Here is a 19,598-nt window from a genome sequence, read left to right as displayed (position 1 = left end):
GATAAATCACTCATAGTTTTTTACTAAAATTTCGTCTACTTTACCTCTTTTTTTAGCATTTGAATTGATAGCTCTAATTGCCGATATTTTTATCTGTTTATAATCTTTATACAAGTCTATGATGAAGTTTGTGTAAGCATTACTCAACAGAACTTTACAACCTCTCCTGTCTAAATTATCAAATGTCTCTTTTAACCTAATTTGTTCATCTTTATTAAATCCATTTACATCATAGCCAGTAAAATAAGCGGTATCCGAAACTGGATCGTAAGGAGGATCAAGATAAACAAAATCTCCTCTTTTTGCATCTTTAAGAGCGTCTTGAAAATCTAAATTTAATATTGTAATTTGGTTGTTATTCAAATATTTACTTACAGCTTTTAAAACAGTTACATCTAAAATATTTGGATTTTTGTATTTCCCAAAAGGCACATTAAACCGTCCTTGAGAATTAACTCTAAATAAGCCATTGTAACAAGTCTTGTTCAGAAAAATAATTCTTGATGCTCGTTGTACAGGTGTTCTATTTTGAAAGCTTTCTTCCCTGTCCCAATCTCTAATAGCATAATAGTACTCCTCATTATTTTTATGAAATTTTAAATTATCAATTAGTTCATCAACTGAGTCTTTAACAACTTGATAACAATTGATTAATTCAGTATTACTATCATTAATTACAGCTTTTTTAGGTTGCAATGTAAATAAGAGCGCTCCTCCGCCAAGAAAAGGTTCATAGTAGGTTTGGTAATTAAAATTTTTAGGAATATAATTTTCTACAATTAATGGAACAAGTTGTCTTTTCCCTCCTGCCCACTTCAGAAACGGTTTTACTAGCTTATTTACTAAGACCATTTTTTTAACCTAAAAAATCATTAAGTAATAATCATAGTACTATTGTCTATGATATAGTCACCTCGCTCATAAATCTTACAGCTATTCCATATATCTTTTGACTTTAGTGTTTTAATAAAATAACATGAGTTCGACGGATTTAAAAAACTCTCCAAACCTCTCCCCTATAAGGAGAGAGACTTAAAAACTTTAATTTTTTGTTGAGAACCAAGGATATTTTTCATTAACAATTTCTCTCTACTAATCTATATAACGCCAATAAACTCCATCTTTTTTTTGGATTAGATTGTAACTAATCAACTCCCGCCTAAGATTAGCAAAATCAGGATGGTAGCGCTTGAGAATTTCATCAATCGTACTTTCTGAATACTGAACACCTACCTCCAATTTATTCGCTAACCATCTGAGAATTACTAAGCGTTTTTTACGACTAGAAGGAAGTTCTTTGAGGTGTTCTCCTTCTATGTAGGTTTGAATTATCTTTATTTCCCATGCTTCTGTATCTACGTCTTCAACCCAAGAAGCTATCTTCCCTGGTGTCAACATTTCTTTGCTGACACTCTCTAAAGTTCCACTCTCTAATTGATAAAGGTGGGTATTACCCTCAGGGCGCATAGTAACTAAATTTACTTCTCTTAATTTAGCCAAATGATGAGACACCGTTGGTTCCTTGAGTTGTAACAATACAGCTAATTCTTCAACACTACATTCTTGATTAGCTAGAAAACTCAAAATCTTTAGTCGACTTTCGTCCGCTAAAGCTTTGAAAAAACGTAGCACGATCTGAAATTGTTCCGTTTTCATAATCTGTTATAATCTAATTAGACAAAAATCTAATTAGTGTTCCGTCAAACTGAGTTGTGCAACATCCCTCCGACACAGCCGATATACTGTGTAGGTGAATTGTGTCTTTATGAGATTTTGTAACGTTTTTGTAAGAAAAGTTAAGTTTCTTAAGTAGTTTTTTATATTTCGCCATGCTTAGCCGCTTATCTAAATACAAAAGACAAAGACCCGGTTTTCTGAAGCGAGGTATCTCTCTTGTACAAGCAGCAAAGTTTTTAAATTTAAACCAAGCCAATCTATATATGGCTTTACAAAAAGGAGAAATTCCTATGTGTAGAACTAACGGAAGGACTACAGTCAGCGCAGGAGCTTTATTAGATTATCAAGCAAGAAAAAGATCAAATTGATTAGTATTTCCTAATCGACAAATAAGGAAATATTTAGGGAGATGAGGTGATGGGGTGATGGGGTGATGGGGAGATAGAGTGTGAGGAGTGTGTAGACGCGCTCATAGGCTTCCCGTAGGGTGGAGTGTGAGGAGTAACTAACCAACCAACAACTAACCACTAACCACTAACTCCTTGACGATTATGTGGTTTCAATAGATAACTTACATCGGGTCCACAGGGGATGATACCACCAGGATTGAGTGGAAAGAGGTTGCCGTAGTAGTCTCGCTTGACGCTATCTAAATCACAAGTGTCAGAAACTCCCGGTAGCTGATATAAATCGCGTAGGTAAGGCCCTAAATTTTCATAGTCTTGAATTCTGCGGCGATCGCACTTAAATAATCCGTAGTAGACTACATCAAAACGGAACAAGGTAGTAAACAAACGCGCATCTGCCAGCGTTACCCTATCTCCACACAGGTAGCGACTCTTTGCCAATGCGGCGTCAATTTCATCGAGAGTGGTGAACAACTCGTGACAAGCTTTGTCGTAGGCTTGTTGAGTTTGGGCAAAACCGCAGCGATAGACACCGTTGTTTACCGCATGATAAATTTTCTCGTTCCAATGGTCAATTTGCTCACGCAGTTCTTCTGGATAAAGATCAAGTTGGGGATTTTTGGCAAACTCGTTGAATTGGGAATTCAACATCACGATAATCTCTGCACTTTCGTTATTAACTATCGTCTTGGTTTGCGTATCCCAGAGTACGGGAACAGTACAGCGCCCTTGATAACCAGGTACAGCTAAATTGTAGAGTTGGGGAAGGGTGCGACAACCTTCTTCTTCCTGGTTAAGAACCCAGATACCTTCGTTTGGTGAAGGAGACACAATCGAAACTAGTATGGCATCTTCTAAACCTTTGAGCGATCGCACAACCAAAGTTCTATGGGCCCAAGGGCATCCTAAACCTATATAAAGGCGGTAGCGTCCCGCTTGGGGTTGATAAGGATTGTCTACTTGTGTGCCAATAAAGTTGCGAAACTGACTAGCTGGACGGATGTATTCTCCTGACTGGTTACGGGGGGCCAAATTCGACATCATCAGATGCCACATAGTAGTCCAGACAAATTTTCCCAACCGGATGATAATACCAGAAGGCAGTGACTTACCTTGCTTTTTGATTTTTTCGTTGTTTGGCTTCTTGTCCTGCACAACACTAACTCCTTAGTCTCTCCACAAATGCTTGATGTTCGGCTGTTTGCAATCCCTGCTGAAGAACCGCTAAAACCTCAGCCATATTACCTTCTCGCAAAGCATTAACCGCCAACCATAATCCAGGAAAAATCTGACTGCGAATTACTCCATCTGCATCTGGTTCTCGCAAAACATATCGTCCTTGTTCTAAGTTGAACCAATCTAGACGATTCTCGTAACTTTGCCAGACAATATACTCTTGTACTCCATTGCGACGATAGGCATTAAGCTTGTCATTCAGGTCATAAGCAGCACTACTAGCAGCAATTTCTACGATTAATTCTGGTGTACCTTCAATATAATCATCATCACTAATACGGGAATTGCCACCTACTTCTGGTTCAATTCGTAATAGAGCATCGGGTTGAGGTTCATTGTCAGCATCTAGGCGGACTGTGGCGTTATCTTGTAAATCTACTCCAGGTGTTGCAGCAGTGTAGGTTCCCAACCAAGTCATTATTTTCGCATGAGGTCTGCCATGACCTCTAGCACGTACAGGTGAAGCCAAATATACAACTCCTTCGATTAATTCTGCTTTTATATTCTGCGGCATTGCCTGATAACGGCGTTCAAATTCGTAACGAGTCAGGCGATCGCCACTTTCTAAAGGAGGAAGGTTAGTACTAGTAAATATAGCTGACATAGGAGGCAACAAACCTTTATTTTTTACATAGATATGTACATGCATATTAATATTAAAATCTATTAGGTAGTAGCTGGATAACTACTATTAATCAAAAGCAAAAATATAATCATCAATATAACTAATAAAATGCAAATTATTTTCTGAAGATTTATCGATTATTGAAGAAGAAAAAATACTAATATAAAGGGTTACAGCAGGATATTTTGTAGCTAAAGGTAATACAATTGAGGCTGAAGTTTTAATTTGAAATTTCCAAGTTTATGGATTCTCATCCAGCGCTGTGTGCTGCCATAGCTGATCGCATTGCTAATAGTCCTGATCAGCGAATTACTTTCGCCACCTACATGGATATGGCATTGTATCACCCTGACTACGGTTACTATTCTACCCAAGCTGTAAATATCGGTAAGCGGGGTGACTTTTTTACCTCTGTCCATCTTGGCCCTGATTTTGGCGAGTTGCTAGCTGAACAATTTGTCCAGATGTGGGAAATTTTAGGACAACCAGTGCCTTTTTCCCTAGTAGAAATGGGTGCAGGACAAGGGCATTTAGCACTAGATATTTTAAATTACTTAAAGTCACGCTATCCAAATTTTTTCGCTGCCCTACAATACATCATTGTAGAAAAGTCCCCCATTCTCAGGCAAGAACAACAGCAACGCTTACAAGAATTTACAGTTCAAATCAAGAGTAGTTTAGAAGAAATACTTAGTAATTCTATTATTGGCTGCTTTTTTTCAAACGAATTAGTGGATGCTCTACCAGTGCATCAATTTATTTTAGAACAAGGGCAACTGCGAGAAATTTATGTGACTCTACAGCAAGAGTCAATTGTCAATCGTCAATCGTCAATCGTCAATCGTCAAGGGTCAATTGTCGACAGTCAAGAGTTATTCACTCCCCCCACTCCTTACACTCCTCATACTTCCCCCACCCCCCCATTGCCCCTAATCCCCACTCTCTTTACAGAAATCACAGCCGAAACTTCCACCCCAAAACTAGCTGAATACTTTGATTTAGTAGGCATTCAGTTCTCAGAAAATGTTTATCCAGAAGGTTATCGCAGTGAGGTAAATCTAGCAGCGCTGGATTGGTTAAGTGTAGTAGCAGACCGTTTGCAGCGGGGGTATGTGTTAACTATAGATTATGGCTATCCAGCAAGTCGTTACTATAATCCCAGGCGATCGCAAGGCACACTCCAGTGTTACTGGCATCATCAGCGCCATAATAACCCTTACATCAATATCGGGCGACAAGACATCACAGCCCATGTTGACTTTACTGCTTTAGAACGATGGGGTGAACGCTGCGGATTAGCTAAAGTTGGTTTGACGCAGCAAGAATTATTTTTAATGGCGTTGGGATTGGGCGATCGCATAGCTACCCTCTCTTATACAAATCAACCCATCTCTGATTTACTGTGTCGCCGGGATGCATTGCGTCAGCTTTTAGATCCCTTTGGATTAGGTGGATTTAGTATTTTGGCACAAAGTAAAGGACTCAAGGAAACAGAAACATTTCAACAACTGAAGGGATTTACTGTACCAAAACTACCACCAACGTCCATTTGAAAAGTTAAAACTATATTTATTAATCTCACTTAGGTGATAGCCAATTTATGATTAAAGGCTGAAGTCAATATTTTTAACCTTTATCCTTCTTTAGTCAAAAGGTAACAATTATGACCACCCATGACTTATTGATGCTAATCGTACTACTCGTTCCTGGCATTTTACTGTCAGTAATGATTATGGTTACTTTTGCCGCAGGCGGCTAAAAAACTAGTTAGTGGTTAGTAGATGGTTGTTGGTAGGGAAGATAGCGATCAGGGATTGGGGATGGTTAACTAACAACCACTAACCACTAACAACTAACAGCCAACAACCAACAACTAACAACTAACTAATAACGCTCTACCAGAGGAACGTAAAAATGAAGGTAGCATTTCTGGGGACTGGATTAATGGGACTGCCAATGGCACAGAAATTGTTAGAAGCAAGAGTCCAGCTAATTGCCTATAACCGCACCCCAGAAAAGTTAGAACCGTTAAAACAAATGGGTGCGGAAGTAGCAGAAAAACCTTATCAGGCAATTAATGCAGCTGACTGTGTGATTCTCATGCTTACGAATGCAGCAGCGATTTATAGTGTCCTACTTTCAGATCGATCCTCACAAGCTGTAGCAGGAAAAAGCGTCATCCAAATGGGGACTATTACTCCTACCGAAAGTAGAGAAATTAGAGATGCAGTAGTTGCCGCAGGTGGAGAGTATTTAGAAGCACCCGTACTAGGTAGTATCCCAGAAGCAGAAGCTGGTAATTTAATTGTGATGGTGGGCGCGCATCAAGAACAATACCAACGTTACTTAGAGTTATTAAAACACTTTAGCCTAGAACCTATCTTAGTTGGATCAGTGGGAACAGCTGCGGCACTGAAACTAGCTTTAAATCAATTAATTGCTTCCCTAACAGCAGGCTTTGCCCTGAGTCTTAGTTTTGTCCAGCGTTATGGCATTGACGAAGACTTGTTTATGTACATTCTACGTCAAAGCGCCCTTTACGCCCCAACTTTCGATAAAAAGTTGCCAAGAATGTTGGATAGTAATTATGCTAATCCCAACTTTCCCACCAAACACTTAATGAAAGATACTGACTTCTTTATTGAAGAAGCAAAAGCCGCAGGTTTAAACGTTAACAGTATTGAAGGTGTACGGAAAATCTTGGAAATGGCTATGAAAATGTCATTTGCTCACGAAGATTATTCATCTATATTTTCTGTAATTAAATCAAGTGAAAATTAGGAGAATCGTTCACAATTCATCTCACCACTTAGTACAAAACTAAATAAAACCATAACTCTGCGTCCCTTTGCGTCCTCCTTTGCGATCCTCTGCGTTTGAAAAAGCTACGAATTAATCCACAACTGTTCTGAGATGAAATTAAATCAAATCTCAACTCAAGGTTTATTTTACGGCAAAGGAAATATTTGCGAATCAATCATTCGAGCTTTACCACAATGGTTCAGTATTGAGGAAGCGATCGCTCAATATACTCAAGAAATTGATGAGCTTCCAACTATATTAGCTTTTATAGATAACAAATGTATAGGCTTTCTGACTTGGAAGCAACATTACAAATATGCAGCTGAACTCTATATTATGGGCGTTCTTCCCCACTATCACCGTCATGGTATTGGTCGTACCTTAATTAACCGTGCGGAGTCCATTCTTCAACAGCAAGGTATTGAGTATTGGCAGGTTAAAACTTTAGCTTTCTCTCATCCAGATCAGTTCTATGCACAGACAAGAAAGTTTTATCTGGCGATGGGTTTTAGACCCTTAGAAGAAATTACACAAATTTGGGGAGAAGCTAATCCTTGTTTAATTATGGTTAAACATCTATGTAATCGTTGGTAAGCAGAAATATTATTACCTAAATTTCTTCCTACGTTCTTCATTCTTGCGATCGAACCAAAACCATTCCTCATCTGACATGTATTTTACAGATTTGATACGTTCCACCGCCCATGCTGCATATTCAGGAATAATCTCACAGCCTAGCCATCTTCTACCAAGTTGTTCAGCAACAACCAGCGTTGTTCCTGAACCAAAAAATGGATCAAGCACAATATCTCCTCTTGAAGATGAAGAAAGTATAAACTTTCTCACTAACTCCTCTGGCTTTTGAGTTGGATGTTTGGTTTTTTCATCCATTCCATTACATGTAGTTGGTATTTCGATCACATCTCTAGGTTTTGCACCCTTGGGATGGGGACGCCAAATTCTACTATCATTTTTACCGTTGTTGCCGTATTGACTTGTTTTTGCTTGGGGATGTTGTGGATATTTTAAAGTGTGTTCTCCATAAGGTATGCGTATATTATCTGGATTAAAATAAAAATTTTTTGTCTTTCTAAAATGTAATATGCTTTCATGAGAACGTCCCCAATCATTTGAAAGATTGGCTTTGTTTTTATAATGCCAAATTAACCACCTACACCCAGAAAAAAATTTCAATGCTGGCAGTTTAATATCAGCAATAATTTCTGAAAAACCGCAAATATATAGTGAGCCTGTTGATTTTAATATCCGAGAAACTTCTTCAATCCAGATTAAAGACCAGTTTACATAAGCTGCTTGAGATTCAAAACTATCCCATGCAGCTTTTTTGATATTATAAGGAGGATCTGCAAAGACTAAATCTACTGATTCCGAAGGCAGATTTTTTAGCCATTGAATTGAATCACCAGTCCATAATTCTCCATGCGGATGGCAATAAAAAGCTTGAGGTTTTTGTGAATCATATTTTTTGATGGTGAAATTTCCTTCTGGAATCACAAATCAGAACTGATAATTACTAAAGAGATAACTTCTACCTGCTAACTACAACTTTGGCAGAATTTCTGGTAGTAATTGACCAGGCACTTTAGATAAAGCTAGATTTTGTCCTTGTATGCCTAATTCACTGTGAAAAGCGCGGATAGTTTTTACTACATAATTCAAAGTTATTTGGTAAGATTCTGGTTTATTGCTTAATCCATTTAATGCTTGCAGATGGTTATCTAATGCTAATTCTAAATGTTGAGAACGTGCGATTTTATCGCCATTTAAATACTGATCTGTTCCAAGTTGATAGTGCGCTAATCCTAAGTTGTTGTGAGTAGCAAAAATATCAAAACTTAAATTAGCATTGTTCATTGAGTGAGCAAGCTTTAGAGATTCTTCATAAGCATTGATGCACAATTCTAGAAAATTCTGTTGTTCTTCTTTGCTGATTTGTGATTGGTTGGCTAAGTGCCAGTAAGCAGTACCAAGATTATTTTGTGTAGCAGCACAAGCGGCGGGAACATGTGCTGGTGTACGATATTTCAAAGCTTCCCCATAGGCTTCCACAGCCAGTCGCAGATTCTCTGCTGGATTTTCGTACTGTGCGAGATTCCAATGAGCAGTACCAATATTGTTTTGAATCATGCCATATTTAAGTGGTTCCTGCTCGGAATTGTAGTAAGCTAAGGCAAGACTGTAAGCTACGATCGCATTCTTTAAATGCTCCATCGGTTGATTGTACTGGGCCAAATGCCAGTAAGCAGTACCCAAGTTATTCTGAGTTGCAGCATACTTCAATGGTTCCATCTCGGCGGTACGGAAGCAGAGTGCTTCTCGATAAGCTGCAACCGCTTTTTGCCAGTTTTCGCCTGGATTAGAAAAACGTGCCAAGTCCCCATAAGCAGTCCCCAGATTATTTTGCACCCGTGCATAAGTTTCTGGATGGGTTTCAGGTGAAATTAGTTTTAAAGCTAACTGATAAAACTCTATTCCCTGTTCTATATAAGATTGTCCTTCTTCCGAATTGGGCGGTGTGCGGTATAGCATCCAATAGAGTGTACCTAAGTCATTCAAAATATCTGGCACTTGCGGCGAAGTTTCATCGTAGGTAATAGCCTCTTGGTATGCCAAAATAGCCACCATCAAGTTTTCTAAAGTAGCTTGTCCTTGTTCAATGCGGAGGCGATATAAGTTACCCAGGCGATGATAAGCTGCTGCTAGTGTTTCTGGTGAAGCTTTTGTGGAATGTAAAGAGTCTATTTCTTCTAGAAGTTGCTGTACTTGTATATTCTCATCTTGATCGTGAGCGATCGCAGTGTTAATAGTTGCTAGTACTAACTCTGTTAACTCTTTACTAATGTGCGATAAACGTGGTGGCGATGAAGTCTCGCTGATACGGACTTTATCGTTAGTTTCTTGCTGAAATGTTTCTGGAACAAATAATTCTGATTTGATTGGTGAAGGTTCTTGCGGTTGGTGTCCACGATTTACAGGTGTGTGAATCTGAAAATCAACATCTTCCACAGGAAAATCGTCACCAGAGACAGATTCTTCCCAGATTACCTGTTCAATATTTCCTAAATCTAAGCTTCTAGAACCAGAAAAGCGTTCTGGTGAGTTTTTGGTACGAGTTGTTGGTGTCGGTTCTCCAGCAAACACAAACACACCAGTACGACAACGCCAAAAGTGGGGTGCTGACTGCTGTATGGCGTACAGCCAAGGACGTGGTGTCCACAGTAATAAACTGGATTCCAGAAAACGGCTGGATTCTGGACTTGATAAATGCTGTTCAGTTAAACGGAGATAGTGCAAAAATAAACGTTGTATTGCTACTGGTTGTTTGGTTAACTGCTCAACACCTACAATCTGAAAAGCCGGTATTGGCAATGATCGCCCGGGATTATCTTTGGATACACCAACAATTGGTGGTGGATAACTCACCAACCATTGATTTATCTGTGCGATAGGGTTAGGATCACTTAAATTCAACCTCAGGGTAACTAATCGTGGATAGGCTGGCGTACTATCTTCCTGTGTATTTGATGGTTGATACAGCACTTGACCAACTGGATAAGCCAAAGTTGAATGCAGACGCGCTGCTACCTGATTTCTCAAGTTTAAATCATCACATACCGCTACAAAAATTTGTCGCCGCAAACCAAGACTAAGTGCAAGTTTTAGACGGTGGTAGACTTGGCGATTCCACGCAAATTTATCCGAATGTGCAGTATCATTCACGCTCATGGTGGCTAGGGAGCCGAAACGCAGTGTACATCCCTTCTAAGGGCATATGCAAGCAATCTGTAAATATGACTATGACTTCGATTTTCAAGTACTGATTGCTCTGCTCAGGATAAATCAAGGTTTCAAATAAGAATAGAGGAAGCGTATATTATTATACTTATATTTTGCACTTATTTTCTTGCAGAGCAGAAGCCCTCTGCCTTATTTCCAGATTAGACAAAAAAACCAGGTTCCCATAAAGTGTAGAAACCTGAAGAAATATAAAATAAAATTGATTTATCAAAGTAATTTTGATTAACTGAGATTAGAAACAGAGAAGGCCACAAAAATCAAACCACTGACCAAAATTATTCCCACAGCTCCCAAAATTATGAAATTGCGCTTTTGCTGGGCTGTCGGAGGCTCTGCTTGGTAAACTTTGGGTTCACGGGCGAAATTATTGAGGCGACCGCCTTCTTCTGTTGTGTAGGGCATGGACTAATTCCTTACTCTGCTTTTTCATTTTATGTTACATAAATGCAATAGACTACTTTTGTTATTAGAGATAATTCGTTACAAAAGTACATAGAGTTGATAGTTGCTGGTTGATAGTTGATTGTTTCAAACAACCACCAACAACCAACAAACATCTAATTTGTAATTGTTCCAGTCACTGGTGAAGAGGCGCTGGCGTAGTCTTTAATGGGCATTCTACCAGCGATATAGGCTATACGACCAGCAACGGTAGCTATATTCATAGCGCGTGCCATCAGGGGTGGGTTTTTTGCTAAAGCGATCGCGCTGTTAATCAATAAAGCATCAGCACCCATTTCCATTGCTTGTGCTGCTTGGCATGGTGAACCAATGCCAGCATCCACCACTACAGGTACATTGGCATTTTCGATGATAATTTGAATGTTAGCAGTTGTTTTCAATCCCTGACCAGAGCCAATGGGTGAAGCTAAAGGCATGACTGTGGCACAGCCTACTTCTTCCAAACGCTTGGCTAGCATCGGGTCAGCATTAATATAGGGTAAAACAGCAAAGCCTTCTTTGACCAATTGTTCTGCTGCTTGCAGAGTGCCTATCGGATCTGGAAGCAAATATTTCGGATCAGGAATTACTTCTAACTTGACAAAATTATTATCTTCCTGTCCCAGGAGTTTTGCCATTTCCCTTCCTAAACGGGCAACCCGAATCGCTTCTTCGGCGGTTTTACAGCCAGCAGTATTCGGCAGCATCCAAATTTTTGTCCAGTCTAGCGCTTCGGCTAAACCTTCGTGTCCGGGGGCTTTAGTTTGTACTCGTCGCACAGCCACAGTCACAATTTGACAACCACTCTCCACCACACTTTGCTGCATTTCTTCGATGCTGCGATATTTACCAGTTCCCGTCATCAAGCGGGAGGTAAAAGTTTTGCCAGCAATCACAAGTGGTGTGTCTGGAGTGGGTGCAAAGCTTTTTTCCGGAAATGCTTCACTTTTAAGAGTAAGGGAATTGACTTGTGCCTGATCTGGAGAAGCGGGGAGAGGGTGAGTCAGCATAACAGAGGAGGTAGATGATTTGTTCTGGAAGCGCGAGTAATGAAAATGCGACAGGAGGGGGTCAGATTTTTGCTCCCAAATCAAATCAGCAATTAGTGCTGCTGTTACGGGTGCAAGCAGAATCCCATTACGGTAGTGTCCAGTAGCCAAGGTGAGATTTTGACAGGGACTATTCCCCAGAATTGGTAACTCATCTGGGGTAGCAGGACGGAATCCCCACCATAATTCTTCTATGGGATAATCCTGAAGTTGAGGATAGAGACGGATGGCTGCTTGTAGTAAACTTTGAATGCCTGCTGGGGTGTTGTAAGGGGTAAAGCCAACATCTTCGATGGTAGCGCCAATGATAATTCGCCGATTGCGTTTTGGCACAATGTAAATATCCTGCCCAAATAAAACCCGTGTTAAGGGCAATTCTGCGATCGCTTCTGGTACACGCACGCTCAACATTTGCCCTTTGGTAGGACGTACGGGTAAGGGAAACAATTGATTTGTCCAAGCACCTGTGGCTAAAACATAGTGTTCGGCGTGTAAAATTCCAGCATTGGTTTGTACACCTACAACTTGCCCTTGCTGCTGCAAAATGCCTTCTACTGCTATTCCTTCTTTCAGTTCCACACCCAAAGATTGCGCTGCACCCAGCAGTGCTTTTGCCAAGGCTCGATTGTCTACTTGGGCATCTTCAGGATACCACCAACCACCAATTACTTCTTCTCCTAAACCTGGTTGATATTGGTGAATAGTTTCTTTGTCTAACCAATAGGTAGTAGAAGAGGATGGGGTGATGGGGTGGTGGGGAGAAATATTTCTCCCCATCCCCCTATCTCCCCATCTCCCCATCATCTTTCTCCCTATCTCCCTCTCTTCTTCAGAAAAGACTGGCGCTAAAATTCCACAAGGCCAGTAACCAGTGTTGCAGCTGGTGAGTTGTTCTAATTTGTGCGTCCATTCAGCATAAAGAGAACGCGATCGCCAACACAAATCTTGCATTGCTTGATTCGAGATGTTTTCCGCATCCGGGGCCAACATCCCAGCGGCAGCATGTGTAGCGGCGGCGTGAAAATCACGACTAGTCACAATAACTTTCGCACCACGCAGTTTCAGTTCAACAGCGATCGCTAAACCGATGACACCGCCACCGATAATTAAAACATCGTTAGTCATTAGTCAAGAGTCCAAAATCCATAGTCAAGAGTCAATAGTCAAGAGTCAATAGTCAAGAGTAATGGCTATCAACAATTGACAATTGACAATTGACTATTTGACACTCCTCGTCCTGAGGTCCGAGGATTCTTGCTTCTACGGGAGATCCAAAATGCCCCAAGGATGAATCCTGCCCAGCAACATCTCAGATTACTTTACCCTCAACAAGCATACAAGACCCGTGTGTCCCGCGGCTGCATGAGAAATTTAACTACTCTAAAAGCAAAGATTTTCTCAGGAAATACCGGCCATTGCCAGACAGCTTCCTCTTCCTTTGAGCGGGAACTCTGCCTGTGTTGCGGATAATATCTATTGTATCAAAGCCGTTCTTCTGGGACGGGACTTTAAACCCTTAATTTTTGGTAACTCGTAACTGTTTACTGATGATAGGCAACCACTACCACAAAGCTCGAATTGGTTCGTTATCCTGATTGGTATCATTTGATTGAGTATCGTCTGTGGTGCCTGTATCCTGAGCAGTTGTTGTTGTGTCAGTCATAGTGTCATCAGCAGCGTTGTTCTGGGCAACATTGGTTCTATTGGTACTGGTGTTATTTGTACCAGCCGCAGTGCTATTGACATTAATGTTAGCAGGGAGAACTTTTGATGTTTTACCTCCTGGGGCTTGGGCAGTATTTTGGCCGCCCATTGGAAAGCTAATCCCCAGCAACGTACCTAGTAAAATAGCCAAACCTCCAGCCATCAAAATGAGTGGTGTCCATCTACCCATGTTTTTTCTCCTTTTTAACCTTTTGGTGTCCAGACTACTTGAGAACCTTCTCCCCAAAATCCAGCAAATTTGGTGACTTTTACATCTCCCATAAGCTGAGTTTGACAAGCGAAACCCAGATTTTTTATCGGAGGATGAGGAGGTATTGAGCGCTGCCCTTCACGCCAATTAGCCTTTGAAGCTTTACCTTCTACTTGCAATTGCACAGAACAGCCCATTAAGCCACAGTTAACAACCTTAGCACCGCTATTGTAGAGGTCAATACCATTTTGCAGCAAAATTTTCTGCCGATTGGCTCTACGCATACACTCACTTGTTTTACCTTGAGCTAGCACCTTGGGCATTGCAGATCACTACACAAGTTTTAGGTTGTATTGTAACAATTTATTTTTGATATATAAAAAAGTATTTCATAATCGGATTTAAGTTATGAAACAATCACAAGAATATCCTTAAGGATTAGTTCATAAATCATTTAATCTTGCCATATTATTATGGTCTTGAAAAATAGTGAAGCGGTGTTGGTATTGGGAATATAGACTTTTTAATGTCTATCTTTAATCTAAAGTTGAATAATGGTATAAAGTCACCATCTGTCAGCAGATTTTCACTTATTGTAGTGTTGTCACAAACCACCTGGAAATGTAGTTGTTATGAACCCCAAGGGGAACCAAGCGTATAAACTCTTGACTCCCATTACAATTTTATATCCTGACATATCTTTTTTTATTCTATAGCCTGAACAATTGCTCATCTTATGACTGTTAACTGTTCACCTCAACTTTGGATATATGACACTACACTGCGAGATGGTACTCAGCGCGAAGGGTTATCTGTTTCCATAGAAGATAAGTTACGCATTGCCAGAAGGCTGGATCAACTGGGTATTCCCTTCATTGAAGGTGGTTGGCCTGGTGCCAATCCCAAAGATGTGCAATTTTTCTGGCAGTTGCAGGAAGAACCCCTCAAACAAGCTGAAGTTGTGGCTTTTTGTTCAACTCGACGCCCAAATACAAATGTGGCTTCTGAGCCAATACTACAAGCTATTCTTGCTGCTAGCACCCGTTGGGTGACTATTTTTGGTAAGTCTTGGGATTTGCATGTAACTGAAGGACTCAAGACTACTTTGACTGAAAATTTGGCGATGATCCGCGATACGATTGAGTACTTACGCGCTCAAGGGCGTCGCGTTATCTACGATGCTGAACACTGGTTTGATGGCTATAAGCGCAATCGAGATTATGCTTTACAAACATTAGAGACTGCGATCGCTGCTGGTGCGGAATGGCTAGTGTTTTGTGATACCAATGGTGGCACATTACCCCATGAAATTACGCAAATTATTACTGAAATAGTTAAAGTTCTTCCTAGCGACACTAAATTAGGTATTCACACCCATAACGATTCAGATACAGCAGTTGCCAATGCCCTGGCTGCTGTTATGACAGGCGTCAGGATGGTACAAGGCACAATCAATGGTTATGGCGAAAGATGTGGTAACGCCAATCTCTGTTCGTTAATTCCTAATCTCCAACTCAAGCTAGGATTTAAATGTATAGAAGAGAACCAGCTGTCGCAATTAACAGAAACTAGTCGCTTTGTCAGTGAAGTAGTTAATCTTGCTCCAGATGAACATGCACCATTTGTGGGTAGATCAGCATTTGCTCACAAAGGCGGAATTCATGTATCAGCAGTGGAACGTAATCCCCTGACTTACGAACACATTCAACCAGAACAAATTGGCAACCGTCGTCGAATCGTCATTTCCGAACAATCAGGAGTCAGTAATGTGCAAGCAAAAGCCCGCTCATTTGGGATTGAATTAAATAAACATGACCCTACAACCCGAAAAATTCTCGAACGGTTGAAAGATTTGGAGAGTGATGGATACCAATTTGAAGCAGCAGAGGCGAGTTTTGAATTGTTGATGCGCCAAGCTTTAGGAAGTCGCCAACAATTTTTTGAAATTAGGGGTTTCCAAGTCCACTGCGACTTAGGACAGGGAGAAACAAATACTAGCGCCTTAGCCACAGTCAAAGTTGCCGTCAATGGTAAAGATATTTTGGAAGCAGCAGAAGGAAACGGCCCTGTCGCAGCCTTGGATGCAGCATTACGTAAAGCTTTAGTAAATTTTTATCCCCACATAGCAGCTTTTGAGTTGACAGACTACAAAGTACGCATTCTCAACGGACATACAGGTACAGCAGCCAAAACGCGCGTCATGGTAGAGTCGGGGAGTGGTCATCAACGCTGGACAACAGTAGGAGTTTCCACAAATATTTTGGAGGCTTCCTATCAAGCGGTGGTGGAAGGATTAGAATATGGCTTATTGCTACACTCCCAAGCAGAAGCCGCAGTAATTGGTAATTGGTAATGGGTAATTGGCCTATTACTGAAATCTGTCTTGAAAATAGCGATCAGGGATTAACTTAACAGCAAACCCATGATCTATCTGTGTTCATCGGTGTTCGTTTCACTTTTCATGCCCTCGTTGTGGGCGAGCCTCCTTACGGAGGAGCTACGCTAACGCCCGTGGAGATATTGCACCTAGTCCTGGCGATTAGAAATCGTAGCTGTACAAACAAAGTCCGCCGACGCGGACTTTTAAACCCACGTAGGTGGGTTTTGTATGTGTAGCTACGACTTCTAGTCACCTGGTGCTTTTTGTAACTAACTATTTAGTTGTAATTGCGGATGATTTCACTTTTGAGGAATAATTGAAGCGTAATCCAAAATCTGTCCGCGTCAAAACTTAAATCAAGATATATCCTTGAGAGTTAGTAACTTGTTAATCACAAGTCTATTTCTTGCTTTTGAGTTGCTTATTAATTTTAACCTGCCAATTGCCAATCTCAATCCACACAATTTATACTCCCACACCACACAAAATGATTGGCAATGAATTTTTTTGTTGTCTGTTGTTTGTTGTTTGTTGACTACTCCAAACAACTACCAACCAAGAACTACCAACACAATCTTTGTTGTTTGTTGTCTGTTGCTTGTTGTTTGTTGACTATTCCAAACAACTACCAACCAAGAACTACCAACAAAATCTAAGAGAAACTTTCCCAGGCTTGGGCAACTACTTGACTCAGCCAACGTCGCTGCTGTTTATCTAGTAAAGTGTCTTCTGCTAGCAATTGAGCTGTTAATTCTTCTAGGGATTGACCTTGGGCACGGACAACTTTTATTACACCTGCGATCGCAGCAGCAACTATTTCTTCATCAACTGGCTTTTGCCTTAGGGCAATGATTTCTTGAGGGTTATCTGGAATGGGATAATTCATGGCGTAAGTTTAATGAAACAGAGAATGAACAAAAACTTTGACAAACTTTTAAAATTTCTTTATTGAATTTTTATTCAACAAGATAGGGCGGATTTTACCGTAAATAACCCTAGTTTTGGATCTGTCTTAGTGCATATTATGATTGGAGATTTGAAAAACGAATGAAAGAAATACTTTACATAGAAATCCCCACTCCGGACACAGCAGCAGTATGCAAATGGCTACAAACTGAGTTTGAACCAGGAAATGGGGAAAAAGTGGTGACACCGGATGGTTTTTGCCTGAGAATGATTGAAAATACAAATGATAGCAGAAATATTCCGGAAAACTTGCCCGTTGAACTCTCTATCTTTGTTTGGTCGGTACAACGGACTACTTACTTAAAAGCGTTCCGCTGGTCAGAGCAAGTTTTTCCTCAGGAAAAACAAATTCTCAAAAGGCTAACAACTGCGATTAGAAGCAGCTTTCCCCATCAATACCCAGAACCACCAACAATTGATTTATCCCAGCAATCGATTTTTGAAGCATTAGCTCCCTATTATCCCCTCACCGTCAAATATTTTCAAAAAATGCCCAACGGCGAATATGACCTCAAGCGAGTGTACTGGTGGGAGCAACGCTGGCGTCAAGGAGTGCGGAATCCACAAAAACCGCGTCAGGTAGTTTTCTCCCATAAAGGAGATTGGGAGATGGGGAACTCGGGGCCCCCACGACCCCAGGGAGTGGGGATTAGGGGTAAATGGGGAGATAGGGGGATAAGAGAAAATAGTCTCCCCACCACCCCATCACCCCACCACCCCACCTACGATTTAATCTACATCGGCGGTGCGCTTGGTGTAATTCACGCGGCTGTGATGGCAAAATTAGGCTACAAAGTGCTGTTAGTGGAACGGTTGCCTTTTGGGCGCATGAACCGAGAATGGAATATTTCTCGTGATGAAATTCAAAGTTTGATTAACTTAGGTTTGCTGACACCCAACGAAGTTGAATCTATTATTGCCCGAGAGTATAAAGATGGATTTAATAAATTTTTTGATGCTTATGTTCCCAAGCAACTAAAAGCACCTATTTTGCACACTCCCACAGTTCTAAATTTGGGGTTAGATTCCGAGAAATTGCTCCAATTATGCGGACAAAAGCTGCGGTTGGCAGGTGGCGAAATCTGGGATGAAACAGAGTTTATCAAAGCTGATATTTATACATCAGGAGTTGTTGTTACAGTTAAAGACTTAAAAAACCAAATAGACAAGCACGTAAGCGGACGAATGCTGGTAGACGCGATGGGAACAGCATCACCGATCGCTTGGCAGTTAAATGGTGGTCGTGCTTTTGACAGTGTTTGTCCAACGGTAGGAGCAGTAATAGAACGAGGATTTGAACCAGGAGTTTGGGATTCTCAGTACGGGGATGTGCTAAATAGTCACGGCGATATTTCGCGGGGAAGACAGTTAATTTGGGAATTATTTCCTGGTGCAGACGAAGAACTAACAATTTATTTATTTCATTACCATGAAGTCAATTCTCAAAATCCCGGTTCCTTGCTGGAAATATATGAAGACTTTTTCACAATTCTGCCAGAGTATCGGCGCTGCGACATGGACAAACTAGTTTGGAAAAAGCCGACCTTTGGTTATATACCAGGGCATTTTAGTGTGGGGAGTAGCGATCGCAAAGTAGCATTTGATCGATTAATAGCCATTGGTGATGCAGCATCCCTCCAATCACCCTTGGTTTTCACAGGATTTGGTTCCTTGGTTCGTAACCTAGAACGCCTCACTACTCTTTTAGATATTGCCCTCAAACACGACTTACTTTCTTGCCAACACTTGAACCGAATTCGTGCCTTTCAAAATAATATTGCTGTGACTTGGATGTTTTCCAAAGGCATGATGGTTCCTACTGGTAAATTCTTACCACCAGAACGCATAAACACCATGCTGAATAACTTCTTTGGTTTGTTAGCAGATGAACCCCTAGAAGTAGCAGACGATTTTATCAAAGATAGATTTAATTTGCTTACTTTTAATCGTTTAGCACTGAAAGCAGCCAAGAAAAACCCAGCATTGCTACTGTGGATTTGGGAACTAGCTGGTGCTAAAGATTTATTGCGTTGGTTAGGCAACTATTTTGACTTTATCCGTCATAGCCTCATTAGTGCTTTACTAAGTGGATGGCTACCGAATTTTCTGCACCGTAATCAGTGGTTGGAAAATTGCTCTCCAGCATTGTGGTTGCACCTATTAGCAATTAGCTATGCTTTGACCACAGGTAAGGGCAAACCAGAAATTAAAAAAGTTCACACTCAAGAGTCAAGAGTCCATAGTCAAGAGTCAATTGTCAAGAGTCCATAGTCAAGAAGGG

General features: G+C 40.7%; 18 protein-coding genes. 6 read left to right on the top strand and 12 right to left on the bottom strand.

Features of this window, described 5'->3' with window-relative positions:
* Positions 1-6 precede the first annotated feature (6 nt).
* Positions 7-852, bottom strand: a complete 846-nt coding sequence (locus UYI_RS0118575) for a DNA adenine methylase (RefSeq protein ID WP_016868151.1) — start codon at positions 850-852, stop codon at positions 7-9.
* Between the two features lie 240 nt (positions 853-1,092).
* The gene (locus UYI_RS0118570) at positions 1,093-1,656 is read right to left on the bottom strand and encodes a DUF2087 domain-containing protein (protein WP_016868150.1); all 564 of its coding nucleotides are present in this window, start codon (positions 1,654-1,656) and stop codon (positions 1,093-1,095) included.
* Positions 1,657-1,829: 173 nt separating this feature from the next.
* Between UYI_RS0118570 and UYI_RS0118565 the strand changes: the two genes are divergently transcribed.
* On the top strand, positions 1,830-2,045 hold the full coding sequence (locus UYI_RS0118565) for a hypothetical protein (RefSeq protein ID WP_016868149.1): 216 nt from the start codon (positions 1,830-1,832) through the stop codon (positions 2,043-2,045).
* A 10-nt stretch (positions 2,046-2,055) separates the two neighbouring features.
* Here UYI_RS0118565 and UYI_RS37710 read toward each other — a convergent pair whose 3' ends face one another.
* From UYI_RS37710 to UYI_RS0118555, 3 genes are read right to left on the bottom strand one after another with little or no spacing between them, the layout of a single operon-like run.
* On the bottom strand, positions 2,056-2,205 hold the full coding sequence (locus UYI_RS37710; RefSeq protein ID WP_162140407.1) for a hypothetical protein: 150 nt from the start codon (positions 2,203-2,205) through the stop codon (positions 2,056-2,058).
* Positions 2,205-3,239 carry a glutathione S-transferase family protein gene (locus UYI_RS0118560; protein WP_016868148.1) on the bottom strand — a complete coding sequence of 345 codons (1,035 nt, stop codon included), beginning with the start codon at positions 3,237-3,239 and terminating at the stop codon, positions 2,205-2,207. The genes UYI_RS37710 and UYI_RS0118560 overlap by 1 nt, the downstream gene beginning before the upstream one ends.
* A gap of 4 nt (positions 3,240-3,243) precedes the next feature.
* On the bottom strand, positions 3,244-3,924 hold the full coding sequence (locus UYI_RS0118555; RefSeq protein WP_026086033.1) for a Uma2 family endonuclease: 681 nt from the start codon (positions 3,922-3,924) through the stop codon (positions 3,244-3,246).
* Positions 3,925-4,187: 263 nt separating this feature from the next.
* Here UYI_RS0118555 and UYI_RS0118550 point away from each other — a divergent pair, with 263 nt between their 5' ends.
* The 3 genes from UYI_RS0118550 to UYI_RS0118540 all read left to right on the top strand — a co-directional run bounded on the left by UYI_RS0118550 (position 4,188) and on the right by UYI_RS0118540 (position 7,341).
* The gene (locus UYI_RS0118550; protein WP_016868146.1) at positions 4,188-5,498 is read left to right on the top strand and encodes a class I SAM-dependent methyltransferase; all 1,311 of its coding nucleotides are present in this window, start codon (positions 4,188-4,190) and stop codon (positions 5,496-5,498) included.
* Between the two features lie 361 nt (positions 5,499-5,859).
* The gene (locus UYI_RS0118545; protein WP_016868145.1) at positions 5,860-6,726 is read left to right on the top strand and encodes an NAD(P)-dependent oxidoreductase; all 867 of its coding nucleotides are present in this window, start codon (positions 5,860-5,862) and stop codon (positions 6,724-6,726) included.
* Positions 6,727-6,858: 132 nt separating this feature from the next.
* The gene (locus tag UYI_RS0118540; protein ID WP_016868143.1) at positions 6,859-7,341 is read left to right on the top strand and encodes a GNAT family N-acetyltransferase; all 483 of its coding nucleotides are present in this window, start codon (positions 6,859-6,861) and stop codon (positions 7,339-7,341) included.
* A gap of 12 nt (positions 7,342-7,353) precedes the next feature.
* Here the strand turns inward: UYI_RS0118540 and UYI_RS0118535 are convergent, their stop codons facing one another.
* From UYI_RS0118535 to UYI_RS0118510, 6 genes are all read right to left on the bottom strand, one after another.
* Positions 7,354-8,262, bottom strand: a complete 909-nt coding sequence (locus UYI_RS0118535) for a DNA-methyltransferase (protein ID WP_016868142.1) — start codon at positions 8,260-8,262, stop codon at positions 7,354-7,356.
* Between the two features lie 45 nt (positions 8,263-8,307).
* On the bottom strand, positions 8,308-10,494 hold the full coding sequence (locus UYI_RS0118530; protein WP_016868141.1) for a tetratricopeptide repeat protein: 2,187 nt from the start codon (positions 10,492-10,494) through the stop codon (positions 8,308-8,310).
* Between the two features lie 294 nt (positions 10,495-10,788).
* Positions 10,789-10,968, bottom strand: a complete 180-nt coding sequence (psb34, locus tag UYI_RS0118525) for a photosystem II assembly protein Psb34 (RefSeq protein WP_016868140.1) — start codon at positions 10,966-10,968, stop codon at positions 10,789-10,791.
* Positions 10,969-11,123: 155 nt separating this feature from the next.
* Complete coding sequence (thiO, locus tag UYI_RS40015) at positions 11,124-13,181, bottom strand: glycine oxidase ThiO (RefSeq protein WP_016868139.1); 2,058 nt, start codon at positions 13,179-13,181, stop codon at positions 11,124-11,126.
* 436 nt (positions 13,182-13,617) lie between these two features.
* On the bottom strand, positions 13,618-13,950 hold the full coding sequence (locus tag UYI_RS0118515) for a hypothetical protein (protein WP_016868138.1): 333 nt from the start codon (positions 13,948-13,950) through the stop codon (positions 13,618-13,620).
* A 14-nt stretch (positions 13,951-13,964) separates the two neighbouring features.
* Positions 13,965-14,294 (bottom strand): hypothetical protein, encoded by a 330-nt coding sequence (locus UYI_RS0118510; protein WP_016868137.1) that lies wholly within the window; start codon positions 14,292-14,294, stop codon positions 13,965-13,967.
* 413 nt (positions 14,295-14,707) lie between these two features.
* Here UYI_RS0118510 and cimA point away from each other — a divergent pair, with 413 nt between their 5' ends.
* Positions 14,708-16,324, top strand: coding sequence for a citramalate synthase (gene cimA, locus UYI_RS0118505; RefSeq protein ID WP_016868136.1), 1,617 nt, complete (start codon positions 14,708-14,710; stop codon positions 16,322-16,324).
* Between the two features lie 679 nt (positions 16,325-17,003).
* Here the strand turns inward: cimA and UYI_RS0118500 are convergent.
* Positions 17,004-17,237, bottom strand: coding sequence for a hypothetical protein (locus UYI_RS0118500; protein WP_009455806.1), 234 nt, complete (start codon positions 17,235-17,237; stop codon positions 17,004-17,006).
* Positions 17,238-17,398: 161 nt separating this feature from the next.
* Here UYI_RS0118500 and UYI_RS0118495 point away from each other — a divergent pair, with 161 nt between their 5' ends.
* Positions 17,399-19,588 (top strand): NAD(P)/FAD-dependent oxidoreductase, encoded by a 2,190-nt coding sequence (locus tag UYI_RS0118495; protein WP_016868135.1) that lies wholly within the window; start codon positions 17,399-17,401, stop codon positions 19,586-19,588.
* The last annotated feature ends 10 nt before the right edge of the window (positions 19,589-19,598 follow it).

The sequence above is a fragment of the Fischerella muscicola PCC 7414 genome (assembly GCF_000317205.1).
GTDB lineage: Bacteria > Cyanobacteriota > Cyanobacteriia > Cyanobacteriales > Nostocaceae > Fischerella > Fischerella muscicola.
This window is presented reverse-complemented; position numbering and strand designations above follow the sequence as displayed.